19 protein-coding genes are annotated in these 19,018 nt (G+C 66.3%); 12 read left to right on the plus strand and 7 right to left on the minus strand.

Annotated elements, in window-relative coordinates; all coding sequences use genetic code 11:
• Nucleotides 1-35: 35 nt before the first annotated feature.
• The 3 genes from XH83_RS06645 to XH83_RS06655 all read left to right on the plus strand — a co-directional run bounded on the left by XH83_RS06645 (nt 36) and on the right by XH83_RS06655 (nt 2,299).
• The gene (locus tag XH83_RS06645; protein WP_194406231.1) at nt 36-443 is read left to right on the plus strand and encodes a hypothetical protein; all 408 of its coding nucleotides are present in this window, start codon (nt 36-38) and stop codon (nt 441-443) included.
• 100 nt (nt 444-543) lie between these two features.
• Nucleotides 544-1,236, plus strand: coding sequence for a response regulator transcription factor (locus tag XH83_RS06650; protein ID WP_194406232.1), 693 nt, complete (start codon nt 544-546; stop codon nt 1,234-1,236).
• The gene (locus XH83_RS06655) at nt 1,223-2,299 is read left to right on the plus strand and encodes a HAMP domain-containing sensor histidine kinase (protein ID WP_194406233.1); all 1,077 of its coding nucleotides are present in this window, start codon (nt 1,223-1,225) and stop codon (nt 2,297-2,299) included. Before XH83_RS06650 ends, XH83_RS06655 begins: the two co-directional genes overlap by 14 nt.
• Before the next feature lie 6 nt (nt 2,300-2,305).
• Here XH83_RS06655 and XH83_RS06660 read toward each other — a convergent pair whose 3' ends face one another.
• Entirely contained in the window at nt 2,306-2,677 is a 372-nt protein-coding gene (locus XH83_RS06660; RefSeq protein ID WP_194406234.1) for a response regulator transcription factor, read from the minus strand.
• Nucleotides 2,674-3,540 (minus strand): S1C family serine protease, encoded by an 867-nt coding sequence (locus XH83_RS06665; RefSeq protein ID WP_194406235.1) that lies wholly within the window; start codon nt 3,538-3,540, stop codon nt 2,674-2,676. Before XH83_RS06665 ends, XH83_RS06660 begins: the two co-directional genes overlap by 4 nt.
• 187 nt (nt 3,541-3,727) lie before the next feature.
• On the opposite strand from XH83_RS06665, the gene XH83_RS06670 reads away from it, so the two are divergent.
• The 3 genes from XH83_RS06670 (at nt 3,728) to XH83_RS06680 (ending at nt 8,063) form a co-directional block, all read left to right on the plus strand.
• Complete coding sequence (locus XH83_RS06670) at nt 3,728-4,690, plus strand: VOC family protein (protein ID WP_194406236.1); 963 nt, start codon at nt 3,728-3,730, stop codon at nt 4,688-4,690.
• A gap of 56 nt (nt 4,691-4,746) precedes the next feature.
• Nucleotides 4,747-5,622: a dihydrodipicolinate synthase family protein gene (locus tag XH83_RS06675; protein WP_194406237.1), complete on the plus strand. Its 876-nt coding sequence runs from the start codon at nt 4,747-4,749 to the stop codon at nt 5,620-5,622.
• Between the two features lie 119 nt (nt 5,623-5,741).
• A complete protein-coding gene (locus XH83_RS06680; RefSeq protein ID WP_194406238.1) occupies nt 5,742-8,063 on the plus strand; it encodes a xanthine dehydrogenase family protein molybdopterin-binding subunit in 2,322 nt (773 codons plus the stop codon).
• A gap of 214 nt (nt 8,064-8,277) precedes the next feature.
• Here the strand turns inward: XH83_RS06680 and XH83_RS06685 are convergent, their stop codons facing one another.
• From XH83_RS06685 to XH83_RS06695, 3 genes are read right to left on the minus strand one after another with little or no spacing between them, the layout of a single operon-like run.
• Nucleotides 8,278-9,474 (minus strand): acyl-CoA dehydrogenase family protein, encoded by a 1,197-nt coding sequence (locus tag XH83_RS06685; protein WP_194406239.1) that lies wholly within the window; start codon nt 9,472-9,474, stop codon nt 8,278-8,280.
• Between the two features lie 15 nt (nt 9,475-9,489).
• On the minus strand, nt 9,490-10,629 hold the full coding sequence (locus XH83_RS06690; RefSeq protein ID WP_194406240.1) for an acyl-CoA dehydrogenase family protein: 1,140 nt from the start codon (nt 10,627-10,629) through the stop codon (nt 9,490-9,492).
• Nucleotides 10,630-10,633: 4 nt separating this feature from the next.
• Nucleotides 10,634-11,485 (minus strand): enoyl-CoA hydratase, encoded by an 852-nt coding sequence (locus XH83_RS06695; RefSeq protein WP_194406241.1) that lies wholly within the window; start codon nt 11,483-11,485, stop codon nt 10,634-10,636.
• 175 nt (nt 11,486-11,660) lie between these two features.
• On the opposite strand from XH83_RS06695, the gene XH83_RS06700 reads away from it, so the two are divergent.
• The 6 genes from XH83_RS06700 to XH83_RS06725 all read left to right on the plus strand — a co-directional run bounded on the left by XH83_RS06700 (nt 11,661) and on the right by XH83_RS06725 (nt 16,835).
• Nucleotides 11,661-12,269: a LemA family protein gene (locus XH83_RS06700; RefSeq protein ID WP_063197001.1), complete on the plus strand. Its 609-nt coding sequence runs from the start codon at nt 11,661-11,663 to the stop codon at nt 12,267-12,269.
• Between the two features lie 166 nt (nt 12,270-12,435).
• Nucleotides 12,436-13,326, plus strand: coding sequence for a YgcG family protein (locus tag XH83_RS06705; RefSeq protein ID WP_246776422.1), 891 nt, complete (start codon nt 12,436-12,438; stop codon nt 13,324-13,326).
• 5 nt (nt 13,327-13,331) lie between these two features.
• Entirely contained in the window at nt 13,332-13,829 is a 498-nt protein-coding gene (locus XH83_RS06710; RefSeq protein ID WP_194406243.1) for a TPM domain-containing protein, read from the plus strand.
• A 228-nt stretch (nt 13,830-14,057) separates the two neighbouring features.
• Nucleotides 14,058-15,014, plus strand: coding sequence for a hypothetical protein (locus XH83_RS06715; RefSeq protein ID WP_194406244.1), 957 nt, complete (start codon nt 14,058-14,060; stop codon nt 15,012-15,014).
• Between the two features lie 93 nt (nt 15,015-15,107).
• Nucleotides 15,108-16,646, plus strand: coding sequence for a hypothetical protein (locus XH83_RS06720; protein WP_194406245.1), 1,539 nt, complete (start codon nt 15,108-15,110; stop codon nt 16,644-16,646).
• A gap of 24 nt (nt 16,647-16,670) precedes the next feature.
• Nucleotides 16,671-16,835 (plus strand): hypothetical protein, encoded by a 165-nt coding sequence (locus XH83_RS06725; protein WP_194406246.1) that lies wholly within the window; start codon nt 16,671-16,673, stop codon nt 16,833-16,835.
• A gap of 3 nt (nt 16,836-16,838) precedes the next feature.
• Here XH83_RS06725 and XH83_RS06730 read toward each other — a convergent pair whose 3' ends face one another.
• Nucleotides 16,839-17,486: a glutathione S-transferase family protein gene (locus XH83_RS06730; RefSeq protein WP_194406247.1), complete on the minus strand. Its 648-nt coding sequence runs from the start codon at nt 17,484-17,486 to the stop codon at nt 16,839-16,841.
• Between the two features lie 254 nt (nt 17,487-17,740).
• Nucleotides 17,741-18,946, minus strand: coding sequence for a CaiB/BaiF CoA-transferase family protein (locus XH83_RS06735; protein ID WP_194406248.1), 1,206 nt, complete (start codon nt 18,944-18,946; stop codon nt 17,741-17,743).
• Between the last annotated feature and the right edge of the window lie 72 nt (nt 18,947-19,018).

Genomic DNA, 19,018 nt, shown 5'->3' on the forward strand with positions numbered 1-19,018 from the left:
CGTCAAGACCGCCGCACCGCAAGGAGGATGGTTCGATGAACAACAGGCTTCTCACGGGTCTCACGGCGGCGGCGATCACCGCGGTGATGGCGGTCGCTTCACCCGTGTTCGCACGCGGCGGGCATGGCGGCTTCGGCGGCGGACATTTCGGTGGCGGTGGCCATTTCGCCGGCGGCATGCATGTCGGCGGGATGGGCGGCGCGCGCTTCGCCCATGCCGGCGGTCCGGCTTTCGGCGGCGCACGCTTTGCGCATGCCGCGATCGGGCCGCGCTTCGCTGGTGCCGGCTGGCACGGACATCACGCCTTCCGCCATCATCACTTCCGCCATTTCGCCGTCTTCGGCGCTCCCTATTTCTACGCGGGCTACAATGATGGTTGCTGGCGCCGGAGCTGGACACCCTATGGATGGCAATGGGTCAATGTGTGCGGAGACTATTGGTAGTCGCATTGCCGTACCGCACCATTGTCGCGGTCGCCACCGGGCGGTTCCGTCCAGCCCCGGAACGGGATAGTCTGGTGGCGATCGTCGCGCGGAGTTTTGCATGACCGGAGGTCACCGTCGCATCCTGGTCGTCGAGGACGATCCGGAAACCGCAGGCCAGCTCGTCGAGGAATTGACGACCTCCGGCTACGACGTCGATCTTGCAGCGACGGGGCGCGAAGCCCTGAGCCACGGCGCCGCGCGCGATTATGCCGTGATCACGATCGACCGGATGCTGCCCGACATCGACGGCATCAGCGTGATGCGGCAATTGCGCGATGACGGCGTCGCCGCGCCGTTCCTGATTATTTCGGCGCTCGGCGAAGTCGACGACCGCGTGCGGGGCTTGCGCGCCGGCGGCGACGACTATCTCGTCAAGCCGTTCTCCTTCATCGAATTGCTGGCGCGGCTCGAGGCGCTCGGCCGCCGCAGCGAGACCATCGCCAAGGAGACGCTGCTGCGGGTCGGCGATCTCGCCATCGACCTGATCGCGCGCAGCGCGAGCCGCCGTGGCCGCACGATCTCGCTGCTGCCGCGCGAATTCCAGCTGCTCGAATATCTCGCGCGCAACGAGGGCAGGGTGATCTCCCGCGCGATGCTGCTCCAGCACGTCTGGGACCTGCATTTCGATCCCTCCACCAACATCATCGACGTCTATGTCGGACGCGTCCGCCGCAAGGTCGACGATGCCCAGGCCTATCCGTTGATCCACACCATCCGCGGCATCGGATATTGCCTCCGTGCTCCTGGCTAAGACGCTCCGCTCCTCGACCTTCCGTCTGGCGCTGATCGCGATCGCGGCATTCGGGCTGATCGTCGCAGCGATCATGGCCTATGTCTATTTCGGCACGCTCGCCTATGTGGAGGGCCGGATCGGCCACGCCGTCGATCATGACGGCTTCACCGGGATGATCGAGCTCGCAATGGCGGCGGTTGCCGTGCTGCTGCTGGTGCTCGCGGGTCTCGCGGCCGTGCTGGTGACACGGCGCACGGTGGGGCGGATCGAACAGATCAATGCCACCAGCCGCGCCATCATGCTGTCCGGCCTCGACCAGCGCATCCCCTTGCGCGGCAGCAACGATGAATGGGACCGCGTCGCCGAGAACCTCAACCAGATGCTGGACCGCATCGAGACGCTGATGGGCGAGGTCAAGCAGGTCAGCGACAACGTCGCCCACGATCTGCGCACGCCGCTGACGCGGATGCGCGGCCGGCTGGAAAAGGCTTATCACGGGCCGCGCAACAGCGAGGCCGATGCCGCGCTGATCGGCGACACCATCGCCGATCTCGATGCCGTGCTCGGCATGTTCGCGTCCATCACCCGGATCTCCGAGATCGAGACCCGCGCCCGCCGAGGGGCTTTCCGCGTGCTCGACCTCGCCGAGATCGCAGGCGAGGTGGTCGAGCTCTACGATGCCGCCGCCGAGCAGGTTGCGACCAAGCTCAGCCTGGCCGGAGACCGCCAGGTACCGATCACCGGCGATCGCGACCTGCTGTTCGATGCCATCGCCAATCTCGTCGACAATGCGATCAAGCATGGCTGCAAAGGCGGGCAGGTGACCGTGACCTGCCGGAGCACCGGCGGCGGCGCGATGATCGCCATCGCCGACGATGGCCCGGGCGTTCCCGCCGAGCAGCGCGATCACGTCTTCAAACGCTTCTACCGGCTCGAACAGAGCCGCTACACGCCGGGCAACGGGCTCGGCCTCAGCCTCGTCGCCGCGGTCGCGCGTCTTCATGGCGCCGAAATCGCCTTGCGCGACAATGCACCGGGGCTCGCTGTCGAGCTCGGCTTCCCCAAGGCATCAGCACCATAGAGTCCGTCACAGCTCGATCACGCCGCGACGCGCCGCATGCGCCACCGCATCGGTGCGGCCGGTGGCATCGAGCTTGTCGAGCAGCGAGCCGACATGGAATTTGACGGTGTGCACGGAGATGCCGAGCCGGCGCGCGATCATCTTGTTGGAGGCGCCCTCGGCCATCAGCGCCAGCACGTCGAGCTCGCGCTGCGTCAGCGCGATGTCGTCGGGCATGACGCGGGGATGGCGCGCGACGATCGTTGCCGCGGCTTGCTCGCCGGGCACGGCAAGGCGCAGCTCGGCGACATTGCCGAGCAAGGCCGCCAGGCGATCGGCGAGGGCGGGGTCGTCGATCTCCAGGGCGAGCACGATCTCCGGCGCCTTGTCCTCGCTCACGCCTCCGGCCTCTCGCCGACCGTTACCTTGAAGCTGACCGGCTCGCCGCCGCGGCGCGCCGCGACATCGACCACCGCGCCGACGCTCGAAGGACCGAGTGTTCGCGACAGTGCGCGCACGCCTGATAGTTTCTGGTCGTTGACCGCGACGATGACGTCGCCCTGACGGATGCCGGCTGCGGCCGAAGGTCCGGCCTTGTCGACATTCATCACCATCGCGCCGACGCCGTCGTCGAGCCGCACCGGCTGCAGCCCGAGGCCGAGATAGCCGCGCGCGATACGGCCGCGCGTCTCGAGCTGTGCCGCGACGCGCTCGATCGTCGCGGCCGGGATCACCAGTACGCGCCGCGGGCCGAGCACGGCCATGCCGAAGGCTTGCCCCGATGCATCGAGCGCCAGGCCGCCCTGCTGGGCTGGACGCAGGCGAACGTCGAGCTCGATCCGCGCATCGATCTCGCCGCCGCGCAAGGAGCGCCAGCCATTGCCGGACGCCGACACCATCGCCAGCGCCGCGCTCGGCGTCTCGCGGTTGGTGGCGACCACGACCGCCAACGCGCCCAGTGGCGGGACGGTTGCGGCGAGCTTGACCGCCACCGTCGCGACGTCGGCGCGGAGCAGCGCGATATCTGTGGTGTGGTCGCGCCCGACGATGGTGGCGGCGACCCGGCTGCCGTCGGCAAGGCCGATCTCGACCTCGCCCTCGTCGGCGAGCGCCTCGTCGGCGGTGATGATCAGGCCGCGCTTCCAGACAAAGCCGGTGGCGCGGGAGCGGTAGGAATGCACAGAGACGATCGAGGGCGCAGTGCGCGCCACGACGTCCACGAGGGCGGACGATAGCGAGGACAGGGGACTAGGATCAGTCATGGTGGGCTCCTGTAAGTTGTCCTCAATCTGGGATGTCGCGGGCGATTGCGAAACTGGCCGGGTGGCCAGGACCGGACGGGCCTCTTCAAGACCATTGCCGACGAATATGTGATTGGGAGCGCCTCACGGGAACGTGTAGCAATCCGAAAATTGCGCCCATGGCCTCAAACGTTTTCAGCGAGCCCTCATGACCGTCGACCTCACCCGCCGTACCCTGCTGCAACTCGCCGGCGCCACCTCGCTTGCCATGGCGGCCGCGGCGGCGGCGCTCGCCGAGGGCACGCCGCAGGGCGGGCCGACCTATGCCAGCCGCACGCCGATGCGGGTCGGCATGGTGACGCTGCGGGTGAAGAACCTCGACACGGTCGCGGACTACTATCGCGACGTCATCGGTCTCACCGTGATGGAGCGCTCGGCGACCGCGGCGAAGCTCGGCACATCTGGCATCACGCTCTTGGTACTGGAGGCCCGTCCCGATGCGGCCATCGAGCCGCGCAACGCCGCCGGCCTCTACCACACCGCCTTCCTGATGCCGACCCGCAAGGATCTGGCGCGCTGGCTGGTCCATGCCGCCTCGCACCGTGTGAAGCTGTCGGGCTTCGCCGATCACCTCGTCTCTGAGTCCGTCTATCTCGACGACCCCGAAGGCAACGGCATCGAGGTCTATGCCGACCGCGATCCCTCGCAATGGCAATGGAGCGAAGGCAGCGTCAAGATGGCGACCGACGAGCTCAACATCCCCGACCTGCTGTCGCTGACCAATACGCGCGTGCCCGATTATGCCGGGGCGCCGGAGGGCTTGCGCATCGGCCACATGCATCTGCGGGTCGGCGATCTCGCGCAGGCCGGCAATTTCTATCATGGTACGATTGGCCTCGATCCGACCCGCAGCCGCAGCGGGGCGGCGTTCCTGTCGTCGGGCCGCTATCACCATCACCTCGGCATGAATGTCTGGCAGAGCCAGGGTGCCGGCCAGCGCGACGAGTCCACGACCGGCCTCGCCTGGTTCTCGCTGGTGATGGCGAAGCAGGAGCTGCTCGCCGCCCAGGAAGAGCGCCTGCGCAAGGGGGGCGTGAAGGTCACGGCGCTGGCGGGCGGCCTCGAGGCCGTCGATCCCTGGGGCACGCGAGTGCGCTTGCTCAAGGTTTGATCGCCGGGGCGGGCATTGCTAATAGCCGTCGGGTGCCAGCTTCCGGAGCCCCCGACATGTCCGAATTCCACGGCGTCTTCCCCTACCTCGTTTCTCCCGTCGATGCCGACGGCAGCGTGCGCACCGAAGTGCTCGCCAAGCTCTGCGACGATCTGATCGGCGCCGGCGTGCACGGCTTGACGCCGCTGGGCTCGACCGGCGAATTCGCCTACCTCAGTGCCGCGCAGCGGATGGCCGTCGTGCAGACCACGATCGAGGCCGCGAAAGGCCGGGTGCCTGTCATCGCCGGCGTCGCCTCGACCTCGACGGCGGACGCGGTGGCGCAGGCGAAGGCCTATCAGAAGCTCGGCGCCGACGGCATTCTGGCGATCCTGGAGGCGTATTTCCCGCTTGCCGATGCCCAGGTCGAATCCTACTTCCGAGCCATTGCGGATGCCGTCGACATTCCCGTCGTCATCTACACCAACCCGCAATTCCAGCGTTCAGACCTGACCCTCGACGTCATCGCGCGCCTCGCCGAGCATCCGCGCATCGGCTACATCAAGGACGCCTCGACCAACACCGGCCGGCTGCTCTCGATCATGAATCGCTGCGGCGATGCCTTGCGGGTGTTCTCGGCCTCCGCCCATATCCCGGCCGCGGTGATGCTGATCGGCGGGCTCGGCTGGATGGCGGGCCCGGCCTGCATCATCCCGCGCCAGAGCGTTGAGCTCTACGAGCTCGGCAAGGCCGGCCGCTGGGACGAGGCCATGGCGCTGCAGCGGCGGCTGTGGCGCATCAACGAGGCCTTCGCCCGCTTCAACCTCGCCGCCTGCATCAAGGCGGGCCTCGCCATCCAGGGCTACGATGTCGGCGATCCCGTCCCGCCGCAGGCCCCCCTGACAGCAGAGGCGCGCAAGGTCGTCGAGGCGGCGTTGAAGGAGCTGGCATAGCCGCTACCCCGGCATGACAAATCCGTGGGTTCGCCGCCCAAAACCGCGGCTGGCATGCCTTTGATCGATCCGCTAAAAGGCTGCCCGCAGTTTCGAAAAGACCCTGAGGACCTCACGGAATGAACATTCTTCCCGGCAATTTGCGTTTCGGAGCGGGCCAGCCCGTCAAGCGTTTGGAAGACCAGCGGCTGCTGACCGGGAAGGGACAGTTCATCGACGACAAGCCAGAGGACGGTGCGCTGTGGCTGTATGTGCTGCGCTCGCCGCATGCCCACGCCAGGATCGTCTCGATCGACACCAGCGCCGCAGCGTCGCTGCCGGGCGTTGCCGCGATCTACACCGGCGCCGACCTCGTCAAGGACGATATCGGCAGCATCCCGACCTTGAGCATCTTCAAGCGCCCCGACGGCAAGCCGATGACGGTGCCGCCGCGCCGGCTGCTCGCCCACGAGGTCGTGCGCTACGCCGGCGAGGCTGTCGCGGCCGTGGTGGCGTCCTCGCGCGCCGAAGCGCAGACCGCTGCCGAAGCGATCGTGGTCGAATACGACGTGCAGCCCGCGGTGGTCGATCCGGTCGAGGCCGTCAAGCCCGGCGCGCCCGTGGTGTGGCCTGAGGCGCCCGACAACATCGTCGGCGCGATGTCTTACGGCGATGCCGCCAAGGTCGACGAGGCCTTCGCCAAGGCCGCGCATACGGTCGAGCTCGATCTCGTCAGCCAGCGCCTCGTTCCGTCCGCGATGGAGCCGCGCTCGACCATTGCCGAGATCGACAAGAAGAGCGGTCGTCTCCTGCTGCACGTGCAGTCGCAGACGCCGGCCTCGACCCGCGACGTGTTGGCGGAGGCCGTGCTCAAGCGCCCGAAGGACAGCGTGCGCGTGCTGGTCGGCGACATCGGGGGCGGCTTCGGCCAGAAGACCAATCTCTATCCCGAGGACGGCATCGTCGCCTATGCCGCGACCAAGCTGAACAAGAAAATCCGCTGGCGCGGCGATCGCACCGACGAATTCGTCGGCGGCACCCATGGCCGCGATCTGACCTCGACCGCCTCCTTCGCGCTCGACGAAAAGGGCAAGGTGCTGGCCTATCGCGTCAAATCGATCGGCTGCACCGGCGCCTATTCCTCGGGCGCGGCCAACATCATCCCGCTGGTGCTCGGGCCGTTCGTGCAGACCGGCGTTTACGACCTGCCGCTGGTGCATTTCGAGGTGCAGTCGGTGATGACCCACACCGCGCCCGTCGGGGCCTATCGCGGTGCGGGCCGCCCGGAGGCCGTCTTCATCGTCGAGCGCCTGTTCGACGCCGCCGCGCGAAAGATCGGCATGGACCCACGTGCGATCCGCAAAGCGAACTACATCAAGCCGGCGCAGCTGCCCTACACCAACGCGGCCGGCCAGGTCTACGATTCCGGCGCCTTCGCGCACATGCTCGACCGCGCTGTGAAGCTCGCCGACTGGGACGGCTTTGCCGCGCGCAAGAAGGCGGCGAAGAAGAAGGGCCTGCTCTACGGGCGCGGGCTCACCTCCTACATCGAATGGACCGGCGGCCGCGCCCACACCGAGAAGGTCAGCCTGCACGCGACCTCTCAGGGGCGCATCGTGCTTCATTCCGGCACCATGGCGATGGGGCAGGGGCTGCAGACCACCTACACCCAGATGATCTCCGACACGCTCGGCATCGCCATGGACAAGATTGACGTCGTGCAAGGCGACACGGATCTCGCCATGGGCTTCGGCAGCGTCGGCTCGCGCTCGCTGTTCGTCGGCGGCACGGCGGTCGCGGTGTCTTCCAACGATCTGATCCAGAAGGCGCGCGAGAAGGCTGCCAACGTGCTGGAGACTTCGATCGAGGACATCGAGTATCAGGGCGGCATGCTCACCGTGGTCGGCACCGACCGCCGCATCAGCCTGTTCGATCTCGCCGAGAAGGAGGGCGGCGCCAAGCTCAGCGTCGATTCCGAAGGGGAAGTGGACGGCCCGAGCTGGCCGAACGGCACGCATATCTGCGAGGTCGAGATCGACCCGGAGACCGGCGTCTCCAAGGTCGTGCGCTACACCACGGTCGACGACGTCGGCGTCGCGGTGAACCCGATGCTGGTGACAGGGCAGATCCATGGCGGCGTCGCGCAGGGCATCGGTCAGGCGCTGTACGAAGGCGTGTCCTACGATGCCGACGGCCAACTCCTCACCGCGAGCTACCAGGACTATTGCATCCCGCGCGCCGACGACGTGCCGCCGATCGTGGTGACGCTGGACGACACCGCGCCCTGCCGCACCAATCCGCTCGGCGCCAAGGGCTGCGGCGAATCCGGCGCCATCGGTGGCCCTCCTTGCGTCACCAACGGCGTAATGGACGCGCTCGCCGAGCTCGGCATCACCCAGCTGAACACGCCGCTGACGCCGCAGAAGGTGTGGCAGGCGATCAGGGATGCGAAGGCTGGTTAGCTTTCGCCGTGGCCCCAAAACGCAGCTGTCGTCCCGGGGCGCGCGTAGCGCGAACCCGGGACCCATAACCACAGGGCGGCGTTTGGCGTGTGGCTGGTAATTCCGAGTCCCCCTAACCACATCGCCCTGTGGTTATGGGTCCCCGCCTTCGCGGGGACGACAGCGGAGATCGGAGCGCGAGAGTTCGCAAAATACTCCGCGGCGTAGCCCGCCTTCAAATCCCCAGCATCATCTTCGCAATGATGTCGCGCTGGATCTCCGAGGTGCCGCCGAAGATGGTGTAGGCGCGGCCGTTGAGATATTCGGGCACCACCGTTAGCATCTCCTCAGGCGTCGCCGGCTCGTGATTGAGCCTGTAGAGCGGACGCATCGGCTCGACGGCGAGGGCGTCGTGGCCGATCACATCGACGCCTAACCGCGTCACGGCTTGCCTGATCTCGCTGTTGCACAGCTTCAGGATCGACGACACCGCGCCGGGATTTTGCCCGGTCTGCAGCGCCGAGAGCACGCGCAGCTCGGTCATCTCCAGCGCGTCGATGTCGATTTCGACCTCGGAGATGCGGCTGGCGATATCGGGACTGTCGATGGCGCGGCCGGTGAGATCAGACTCGGCGAGGTCCGCGATCGCCTTCAACCCCTCGCGCAGCTTCGCCGATGCGATGCCCGAGCCGCGCTCGAACTCGAGCAGGTATTTGCCGTAGGTCCAGCCCTTGCCCTCGTCGCCGACGCGGTTGGCCACGGGCACGCGGACGTCGTCGAAAAACACCTGGTTGACCTCGTGGTCGCCGCCGATGGTGAGGATGGGGCGCGTGGTGATGCCCGGTGTCTTCATGTCGATCAGGATGAAGCTGATGCCGTCCTGCTGACGCTCGCCGTCGCTGGTGCGCACCAGCGCGAACATGCGGTTGGCGTGGTGGGCATGCGTGGTCCAGATCTTGGTGCCGTTGATGATGTAGTCGTCGCCGTCGCGCACCGCGCGCGTCTTCAGCGAGGAGAGATCGGAGCCGGAGCCTGGCTCGGAATAACCCTGGCACCAGTAGTCTTCGCCGGAGAGGATTCGTGGCAGGTAAAAATTCTTCTGCTCCGGCGAGCCGAAGCCGATGATGACGGGCCCGACCATCTTCACGCCCATCACGTTGACATTGGGCACGCCGGCCCGCGCGCATTCGGTCTCGAAGATCCAGCGCTGCGCCGGGGTCCAGGCCGGCCCGCCGTATTCGACCGGCCAGCCCGGCGCGCCCCATCCGTTGGCGTGCAACGCGCGTTGCCAGGCCATGCCGATATCGGGGTCGGAGAACACCGACGGCGTCAGCGCGGTCGCGCGCTTCATCTCCTCGGTGAGATTCTTTGCGATGAAGCCGCGCACCTCGCTCTGGAAGGCGCGCTCGTCGGCATTGAAGGTGAGGTCCATGAGGCTCTCCCAGGGTCAGGCTTTGCGGCCGAGCCCGGCGTGGCGGGCATAGTGATGCGCGCTGCCGCCGAACAGCGTGTCGAAGGCGACGAGACGCTTGAAATAGGCGCCGACCTCGAGCTCCTCGGTGACGCCCATGCCGCCGTGAAGCTGGATCGATTGTTCGCCGACGAAGCGCGCGCATTTGCCGATCTTCGCCTTCGCGCCGGAAGCCGCGCGGGCGCGCTCGGTCGGCGCAGCATCCACCTTTAGCGCGGCCCGCAATGCCATCGAGCGCGCCTCGTCCACCTGCATGGCCATGTCGGCGAGGCGGTGGCGGATGACCTGGTTGGCGGAGAGCGGCCGGCCAAACTGCTTTCGGATCTTGGTGTAGTCGAGCGTGGTCTCTAGCAGCGTCTGCATGATGCCGACGGCTTCCGCGCCCAGCGCGGCCATGGCGCGATCGGCCGCCCATTCGATCGCCGGCAGCGCATCGTGACCGTCGCCGAGCAGCGCGTCTTCCGGCAGGTGCACGTCCGACAATTCGATGTTGCAGGCCCGTCCGCCGCCGAGGCGCGCGTAGTCGGAGATCGCAAGGCCCGGCGCCGTCGCCGGCAGCACGAACAGGCCGATCCGCCCCGAAGGACCGTGATGGTCGTGGACGAGCGCCGAGACGATGATCTCGTCGGCGGCATGGCCGTCGAGCACCGCAATCTTGCTGCCGGACAGGCGCCAGCCTTGCGCGGTCTTGGTCGCCGATGTCGCGACCTTGGCGAGATCGAACCGTGCGGCGCGCTCGGAATGCGCGAACGCAAGCTTCAGCGATCCGTCGGCGACCTTGGGCAGGCTCGCCTGCTTCTGCTCGGCCGTACCGCATCTTTCAAGCAGCCCGGCTCCCAGCACCACCGTCGCGACATAGGGCTCCGACACCAGCCCCCGGCCGAACGCTTCCATCAGGATGCCGATCTCGACCGCGCCGCCGCCGAGCCCATCGAACTCCTCGGGGATCGGCAGCGCCAGCCAGCCGAGCTCGGCGAACTGTTTCCACACCGCAGGGCTGAAGCCGAGCGGATCGTTCGCCATCTTGCGGCGGTGATCGGCATGGTAGCTGCCGGCCACGAAGCGCTCCGCGCTGTCGCGCAGCAGCTTCTGCTCGTCACTGAGATTGAGGTCCATGTTCTTACTCCGCCGCCGGCGGCTTGCGCACGGAGGGATGCAAGCCGGAAGGATCGACGATCATGCCGAACTCCTGAAGATTATGCGCGTGACAGAGCTGATGCAGAGCAAAGGCCTGATCGATCGCTGCGGGCTGGCCCATCACGTCGACCGAACGGTTCACGGCTTCCTTGGTCATCTTCAGCGCGAAGGACGGCTTCGCCGCGATCCGGCGCGCCAGCTCCAGCACGCGCGACGATAGCTCCGCGCGCGGCACGACCTGGTTGACCATGCCGAGCTGGTGCGCCTCCTGCGCGCTCCAGCTGTCGGCGGTGAACAGGAACTCCTTGGCCTTGCGCGGGCCGAGCTCCCAGGGGTGCACGAACCATTCGACGCCGCAGACGCCCATGGTGACGACGGGGTCGCAGAACTGCGCGTCGTCGCTGGCCACGATGAGGTCGCAGGCCCAGGCCAGCATCAGCCCGCCGGCGATGCATTTGCCGTGCACCTCGGCGACGGTGGGCTTGGCGAGATTGCGCCAGCGCCGCGTGATCTGGAGATAAATTTCCTGCTCGCGCGCGAAGCGGCCATGGGCATTCGGCTCGGCAAAGCCGCCCCAATTTCCGATCGGCGGGAAATCGACCCCGGCGGTGTTCTTGCCCCCGGGACGCAGATCGTGGCCGGAGGAGAAGTGCGGACCGCTGCCGGCGAGAATGATCACCTTGACCGCATCATCCTGCACCGCCGCGTCGAAGGCGGCGTTGAGGTCGTAGGTCATTTGCAGGTTCTGCGCATTGCGCGCCTCGGGCCGGTTCATCACGACCCTTGTGATAGCGGGCTCGGGCCGCTCCACGAGGATGGTCTCGAACGAGGTCATCGCGCTTCCCCCAGTTCTGTCTTAATTGTTTCGTCAAGTTGACTATGTCGGTCAGGGATAGGCAAGAGGCTTGCGTCAGTCGGCTGCTTTTCGCGCCTTGGGAGGGATGCAAGATGTCTGGCGCCTTGCGGGTCGCATCTGGTAGTTTGCGCCGGATTCCACCGGGAGAAATTTGATGCGCAAGATCCTGACCGTGCTGGCGGCCCTGGCCTCGCTGAGCCTCACCAATTGCGGCTACAACGCGATCCAGAGCGAGGACGAGCAGATCAAGGCCAACTGGTCCGAGGTCGTGAACCAGTATCAGCGCCGCGCCGACCTCGTGCCCAACCTCGTCAATTCGGTGAAGGGCTTTGCGCAGCAGGAAAAGGACGTGCTGCTCGGCGTCACCAATGCGCGCGCCAAGGTCGGCAGCATCCAGGCAACGCCCGAGGTGCTGAACGACCCCGCCGCTTTCCAGAAGTTCCAGGCTGCCCAGGGCGAGTTGTCGAGCGCGCTGTCGCGGCTGCTGGTTGTCACCGAGAACTATCCGCAGCTCAAGTCCGACGCGCTGTTCAAGGATTTGATGTCGCAGCTCGAAGGCACCGAGAACCGCATCACGGTGGCGCGCAACCGCTACATCAAGTCGGTGCAGGACTATAACGTCACCATCCGCTCGTTCCCGAGCAACCTCACCGCGATGATGTTCGGCTACAAGGAGAAGCCGAATTTTTCGGTGGCGAACGAGAAGGAGATCTCGACCGCGCCGAAGGTGGATTTCAATCCGGCGCCGGCGCCGTCGAAGTAAGCGCGCCGCTTCACGAATGCGCCAGGCCTCACCCACTGCTGTCATTCCCCGCGAAGGCGGGGAATCAAGTACGCCACGGCTTCTCCGTATCCCGCTGGCGTCTCCGGAATACGGGATCGCCCGGTCAAGCCGGGCGACGACAGCGAGATTGTGGCGGGCGTATTCGGTGCTCGCCTCGTGCGTCCTCACTCTCGCACTCCTCCTCGCCCTCGCGTTCCCCGTCTTCGCCGACGTCGCCGTTCCCCAGCTCACCGGCCGCGTCGTCGACCAGACCGGCACGCTCTCCGGCAGCGACGTCGCCTTGCTCACGCAAAAGCTGCGCGATTTCGAGACGCGCAAGGGCAGCCAGATCGCGGTCCTGATCGTGCCGACCACGCAGCCGGAGACGATCGAGCAGTTCTCGATCCGCGTCGCGGAGGCCTGGAAGATCGGCCGCAAGAAAATCGACGACGGCGCCATCCTCGTCGTCGCCAAGAACGACCGGCATTTGCGTATCGAGGTCGGCTACGGCCTGGAAGGTGCGCTCACCGACGTCACCTCGCGGCGGATCATCGACGAGATCATCACGCCGAAATTCAGGAACGGCGATTTCGCCGGCGGCATCTCGGATGGCGTCGAGCGGATGATCCGGGTGATCGACGGCGAACCCTTGCCCGTTCCCTCGCCGACCGTGAACTTCGGCAACCTCGACGATCTCGCACCGCTCGCTATCGTCACGCTGTTCGTCTCGGTGGGCATCGGGGGCGCGTTCCGCGCCATGCTGGGACGGCTGCTCGGATCGCTGGTGACCGGGGGCATCATTGCGACGCTGACCTGGTTCATTCTCGGATCTTTCGGTCTGGCCCTCGCGCTGGGCGGTCTCGGCTTCATCATCGGCTTCATCGCCGATCTGTTTTCGGCGATCACGCCGGGCACGGGCCGCTCGCGCGGCGGCGCCTGGTCGAGCGGGAGCTCGGGAGGCGGCTGGAGCAGCGGTTCGTCGAGCAGCAGTGACAGCGGCAGCTTCAGCGGTGGCGGAGGCAGTTTTGGCGGCGGCGGCGCCTCGGGGAGCTGGTAGCGGTCATGAGCATCAAACGCATCGCTAGGCATCTCGTGCAGCATCGTTGGCAGGCCAAACAGATCTTTCCGCCAGCCGTGCTCGCCCGCATCGAGCAGGCGATCGAGCTTGGCGAAGCCACCCATTCCGGCCAGGTCCGCTTCGTCGTCGAAGGCGCACTCGACGGCCGCCCCTTGTTCCGCAACCAGCCGGCGCGCGCGCGTGCGCTCGATGTGTTCTCGCATTTGCGCATCTGGGACACCACGCACAACAATGGCGTCCTGATCTATCTCCTGCTCGCCGACCGCGATGTCGAGATCGTCGCCGATCGCGGCATCGACGCGAAGGTCGGCGCTGCGGGCTGGGAAAGCATCTGCCGCGCCATGGAGGCCGAGTTCGCTGCCGGCCAGTTCGAGCGCGGCGTCATCACCGGCATCGAAGCGGTGTCGCGCGAGCTGGCGCGGCATTTCCCGCCGGGCACGTCGCATCCGAACGAGCTGCCGGATGCGCCGGTCGTGATGTGACGGAGTGTGATGTGTGAAGGCGCCTGGCTCGCATTCCGCCGCCGTTCATCTTGCCCCGATTACAAATTGTTTCACGCCCGCCACACCGGTTCCATCTTCCCGGCTCAATTCAGCCCCGGATGACTTCCTAAAATTTCGGTAAGCGGGTCCCAAGGTAAGGATTTCGCAAGCAATGAAAGTTACCAAAAGGTCAATCCAGAGCGGAGTATTTGAACTGTGAGCGAACCAATGGCTGAGCAGGCTGCCCAGGACAAGAGCGTCGTCGAAGCCGGGACGACCGCGCCGCAGGCTGTCGAGGCTGCCGGGATCGACGCCCCCTCGATCGCGCCCGACCACGAGGCGCCGCCCAAACCCGACCCGGTGAAGGTCGAGCCGCCGAAGATCGAAGCCAGGGTTGAGCCCAAGGTTGAAACCCAGCCCGAGCCGAAGCCCGGCAAGCTCATCGTCATGGCGCCCTCGGAGCGCAACTGGGACCGCGAGAATTTCGCCCCGCATGTGAAGGCGGACGAGCCGCGCGAAGCCGCTGGCAAGCGCCGCCTGTCGGCGATGGCCGCGGTGGTGGCGATCGCCGCCAGCGTCGGCGCCATCAGCGGCGCGCTCGCAACCGCCGGCATGATGCATTTCGCAAGCCCGGCGCAGGCGCCGGTCCAGGTCGCCGACACCAGCGCGCTCGATGCGTCGGTCGCGCGGATCGACGCCGATCTCGTCGCGCTCAAGGCCAATGTCGAGCACAGCGCCAAGACGGGCGTCAGCCAGTTCAACCGGGCCAATGACCGCCTCGACAAGCTCGAGAAGGCGCAAGGCGAGCCGCTCGCCAAGATCGCCAAGCTGTCGGAGACTGTCGACAAGCTTCGCGCCACGCCGCCCGCCGCTCCCGCGCAGGCCGCTGCTGCGCCCGCGAAGGAAACCACCGGCTCGATCGCGCCGACCCAGGTTGCGACCGCTGCCGCCGCACCGGCCCCGGTGGCCGCCGCGCCCAAGACCGAGGTCGGCCGTCTGCCGACGGTCGAAGGCTGGCGGCTGCGCAACGCCGCCAATGGCGGCGCGCTGATCGAGGGCCGCGACGGGCTCTACGAGGTCTATCCCGGCGATCCCATCCCTGGCGTTGGTCGCGTCGATGCGATCCGTCGCCAGGATGGCCGCTGGGTCGTCGTCACCAGCAAGGGGCTGATCGTCTCGCGCTGAGCGTTCGATATCCGACTTTCGAAGAGGCGCTTCACCACGATGTGAGGCGCCTTTTTGCTTGAATAGGCATGCCGGCGCGGTGTTACCTAAGGCATGAGCCGCGCATTGCGAATTCTTGTTGCTGCCGCCGTGTTGTTCGGCGGTGCTCCTTCGCTTCGGGCCGCGGAGACGACGCAGCTGATGCGCGGCACGGCGATCACCGATCCCGATCTGCTGCGCCGGCTCGATGAGAGCGACGTTCTCACGATCTCGCGCCTGGTGGCGCCGGAGCGCAAGGCGGATCGTCCGCTGACGACGGACCTGTTGTTTTCGGGGCTGTCGCAGCTCAAGGACATTCCGCCGGCGATCGAGGCAGAATTCGAGCGCTATGTCGCCAAGCAGAAGGCGGCCTGGCCGACCGAGACGATCGGCGTCGGCGAAGGCTTTGACGTGCAGCTGTTCGATCGAGCCAACCTGAATTCCCCCGACGCGCGTTTCGTGCTGGTCGGCATCGTCAACCGCATGGACCGCGCCTACGCCGCCGAAGAAGCCTGCGGCGAGATCCGGCTGATCTATCGTCTCGCGCGTTTCGACAACAAGCCGGACGGCGGCAAGACCGCAACGCGGCTGCCGATGACGCTCAACCTGGTGATGAAAGCGCGCGATCCGCGCCAGAGGGATGGGAACGGCAAGCCGATCAGCTGCGCCGAGATCGCGCGGCGCTGGCTCGACAACGGCAATTGGCAGGAGCTGATCGGCGGCCAGGACGATGCCACGCTCGATCGCATCGAGACCAACATCCAGATCTCGATCGCGCCGAAATCGCCGCTGCACGATTTCCGCTCCGACTATCTGCTCAAAGTGTTCAAATACGACGCCGCGACGAAGACGTTCGCGGAAGGGACGCTGGAAAATCAGATCGACCGCGATCGCATCCTCGCCAGCGAAGCGCTGCGGCGCGATTTTAGGGATTGGCTGCTCGCACCCGAGAATCTGCGCGAATTCGACCGCGGCACGGTGCTGATCCCGGAAAGATTCCTGGCCAGGGCCGCGGTGGTGCCGACGCCCGCCGGCCTCGATGCCTCCGCGCTGCAGCCGGAGTACGGCATGATGCAAGGAGAGGGAAAAGGCGAGGACAGCAACGATTCCGTCTTCGCCGACAACGACGTGATCGGCGCGTTGAAGCAGGCCGCCGCGCGCGGGGACCCCCAGAACATCCGTTCGGTCGCAGGCTTCCAGCGCCGTCTCAACGACGTCACCTGCTCAGGCTGCCACCAGACCCGCGGCATCGGCGGCTTCCATTTCCCTGGTGTCGACTGGCTGGCGGACAAGCCGTCCAATTCGACCATCGTGCCGGCCTCGCCGCATTTCCTGGGCGATCAGCTCCGCCGCCGCGACATCCTGACCGCCTTCGCCACGAGCAAACGCCCTGATTTCTCACGCGGATTTGCCAGCCGGCCGCAGACCCGCGGCAGCAGCGAGCTCGCCGGAAGCGAGTATCAGGATGGCTGGGGCGCGCATTGTTCCTTGGCCGATGCGGGATCGGGAACGCGAGATGCGAGTTTTACGTCATGGACCTGTGCTAACGGTCTCACCTGTCAGGCCGCCGCGGCCTCGCGCCGCATCGGCATGTGCTTCATCAAGACGCGTTAGACCTAACCAACATTTGGATGATCCATGACGGACACGGGCAACGCCAACAAAGCGCGCAATCGCGAGATCGCGCAGAATGAGGAAGCCAAGCAGGTCACCGGCAGCGCCCGCGTCAGCATCTGGGCGATCGCGATGGCCGTCATCGTCGGCGGTGTCCTGTTCACGCTGGGCTGGCTGTCGCTCCGGTAGCTTTCACTTCGCGTAATTCGTCATCCGCTTGCCCGGCAGCAACTCGTACGCCGGCCTCCAGCCGGGCAGCGCGGCCATGCGGCCGAGCCAGGCGTGGATGGAGGGATGGCTCGTGGCGAAGTCAAAGCCGTGCTCATCGCTCGGATAGTGTAGATAGGCCATCATCGAGATATCGGCGACCGTCGGCTTTGCGCCGATCGCGAAGGCGTTGTGCTGGAGATGCCCGTCGAGAATGCCGAGGAAGTCCTCGAGCCGGCGGCGGAAATGCTTCAGCACCTGCGGGTCGCAGTTCTCGGTGAAGGCCCGCATGAAGCGGTAGGTTGCCATGTAGCCGGTGAGCTTGTGGTTGTCCCAGAACAGCCAGCGCAGCAGCTCGAACTTCTCTTCCTCGGTCTCGGCGCCGAAGCGGCCATATCGCTCGGCGAGCTTGAGCAGCAGCGGTGCGGTCTGCGTCATCTTCACGCCGTCGATCTCGAGCACGGGAATCTCGCCCATCTCGTTGACCGCCTTGCGCCACTCCGCCGTGCGCGTGACTCCGCCGGCAAAATCGGTCCACACCGGCTCGAACCTCTCGCCGCACAGCGTCAGCATCAGCGCCAGCTTGTAGCTGTTGCCGGATTCGGGGAAGTAGTGCAGGCGGTAGATGGGCATGGAACTCGCGGCATTGATGTTCTGCGAATTGTTATAGCGGGATGGTCCTGCATCGTCATTGCGAGCGCAGCGAAGCAATCCAGCAATGCATCTTGCTCAGTGTCGTCCCTGCGAACGCAGGGACCCATACCGCGTGATCTATCGATTGTGGTCGGTAGGCGTACCGAACGACGTATCTTCGCCAAACCACTCCCTGTGGCTATGGGTCCCGGCGTTCGCCGGGACGACAGCGGAGTTTTTGGCGCGTTTCGCCCTTACCCCACCGCCCCCTTCGATCGCAGCTGCTTGATCGCCGCCTCGTCGTATCCCGCGGCACGCAAAATCTCGTCACTGTGCTCGCCGACCGCAGGCGGCTTGCGCGGCTGCACCTTCTTGGCGCCGTCGATCCAGATCGGGCTGTTGATGGTCAGCATGGTGTCATTCTCGAACGGCACCAGCACCTCGTTGTCGAGCATCTGCTTGTCGTTCGGGATGTCGTCGAGAATGGCGACGACGCCGAACACGAGGCCATTGCCGTCGAGGATCTTTCGCCATTCGGAAAGATCCCTGGTGGCAAACGTCTCGTCCAAAATCTTGATCAGCTCCACCGAGCGGGCGTGGCGGTCGGCCTTGGTGGCGAAACGCGGGTCGTTGATCAGGTCCTCGCGCCCAAGGCACTTGGCCAGCGTCGGAAACTGCTTCTCCTCGCTCAGCAGCGACAGGATCAGCCAGCGGCCGTCTTTGCACTGGTAATGGTTGGCGACCGCGTTGAGCGCGCGCTCGCGCGGGCGCCGCTCGCCGAACTTGGCGCCGCAGAGTTTTGCCTGGGCCAGCACGCTCGCGGCCCACACGCCGTTCGCCATCAGATTGGAGGCGACATGCGAGCCCTTGCCGGTCTTCTCGCGCTGATACAGCGCGGTGACGATGGCGCCATAGAACGCCATGGCGCAGGGATGGTCGCCCATGCCGGCCACCGAGCGGGCCGGCGTGGTGTCGGTGTCGGCCCGGACCAAATCCATCAGGCCGGAGCGCGCCCAATAGGCGTTGCTGTCGAAGCCGGGCTTGTTGGCCTCCTCGCCCTTTTCGCCGTAGCCGGTGAAGGAGGCGTAGATCAGCCGGTCGTTGAGATGGGCGAGATGGTCGTAGGTGATGCCGAGCTTGGCGCGCACCGGCGGCGGCATGTTGGTGATGAAGACGTCGGCCTCTTCCACGAGCTTGTAGAGCACCGCCTGTGCCTCGGGCTTGGCGAGGTCGAGCGCGATGCTCTTCTTGTTGCGGGCTTCCAGCAGCCAGGCGAAATTGTGCTCGCCGGTGGGATAGCCCGGCAGGTTCGGCAGGTTGCGATAGGGGTCGCCGGCGCCGGGCGGCTCGATCTTGATGACATCGGCGCCGAAATCCGACAGCACGGTCGCGGCTGCGGGCGCTGCGATGAAGCTCGCGCAGTCCAGAACCTTCAGGCCGGCAAAAATGCCCTTATCCATCGCGGCGTCGCTCCCTTGGCTTCGGTCGTTTCCCGCGCGCTGGAATTGCCGCGGGGCTGGTGTTATGAGCAT

Origin of the sequence: Bradyrhizobium sp. CCBAU 53351, assembly GCF_015291745.1 — a bacterium.
Lineage (GTDB): Bacteria > Pseudomonadota > Alphaproteobacteria > Rhizobiales > Xanthobacteraceae > Bradyrhizobium.

What these genes read in the sequence shown, in the direction of transcription:
- XH83_RS06645 (WP_194406231.1), top strand. Translation starts at nt 36, where the DNA reads ATGAACAACAGGCTTCTCACGGGTCTCACGGCGGCGGCGATCACCGCG.
- XH83_RS06650 (WP_194406232.1), top strand. Translation starts at nt 544, where the DNA reads ATGACCGGAGGTCACCGTCGCATCCTGGTCGTCGAGGACGATCCGGAA.
- XH83_RS06665 (WP_194406235.1), bottom strand. Translation starts at nt 3,540, where the DNA reads ATGACTGATCCTAGTCCCCTGTCCTCGCTATCGTCCGCCCTCGTGGAC.
- XH83_RS06670 (WP_194406236.1), top strand. Translation starts at nt 3,728, where the DNA reads ATGACCGTCGACCTCACCCGCCGTACCCTGCTGCAACTCGCCGGCGCC.
- XH83_RS06675 (WP_194406237.1), top strand. Translation starts at nt 4,747, where the DNA reads ATGTCCGAATTCCACGGCGTCTTCCCCTACCTCGTTTCTCCCGTCGAT.
- XH83_RS06680 (WP_194406238.1), top strand. Translation starts at nt 5,742, where the DNA reads ATGAACATTCTTCCCGGCAATTTGCGTTTCGGAGCGGGCCAGCCCGTC.
- XH83_RS06685 (WP_194406239.1), bottom strand. Translation starts at nt 9,474, where the DNA reads ATGGACCTCACCTTCAATGCCGACGAGCGCGCCTTCCAGAGCGAGGTG.
- XH83_RS06690 (WP_194406240.1), bottom strand. Translation starts at nt 10,629, where the DNA reads ATGGACCTCAATCTCAGTGACGAGCAGAAGCTGCTGCGCGACAGCGCG.
- XH83_RS06695 (WP_194406241.1), bottom strand. Translation starts at nt 11,485, where the DNA reads ATGACCTCGTTCGAGACCATCCTCGTGGAGCGGCCCGAGCCCGCTATC.
- XH83_RS06700 (WP_063197001.1), top strand. Translation starts at nt 11,661, where the DNA reads ATGCGCAAGATCCTGACCGTGCTGGCGGCCCTGGCCTCGCTGAGCCTC.
- XH83_RS06710 (WP_194406243.1), top strand. Translation starts at nt 13,332, where the DNA reads ATGAGCATCAAACGCATCGCTAGGCATCTCGTGCAGCATCGTTGGCAG.
- XH83_RS06715 (WP_194406244.1), top strand. Translation starts at nt 14,058, where the DNA reads ATGGCTGAGCAGGCTGCCCAGGACAAGAGCGTCGTCGAAGCCGGGACG.
- XH83_RS06720 (WP_194406245.1), top strand. Translation starts at nt 15,108, where the DNA reads ATGAGCCGCGCATTGCGAATTCTTGTTGCTGCCGCCGTGTTGTTCGGC.
- XH83_RS06725 (WP_194406246.1), top strand. Translation starts at nt 16,671, where the DNA reads ATGACGGACACGGGCAACGCCAACAAAGCGCGCAATCGCGAGATCGCG.
- XH83_RS06730 (WP_194406247.1), bottom strand. Translation starts at nt 17,486, where the DNA reads ATGCCCATCTACCGCCTGCACTACTTCCCCGAATCCGGCAACAGCTAC.
- XH83_RS06735 (WP_194406248.1), bottom strand. Translation starts at nt 18,946, where the DNA reads ATGGATAAGGGCATTTTTGCCGGCCTGAAGGTTCTGGACTGCGCGAGC.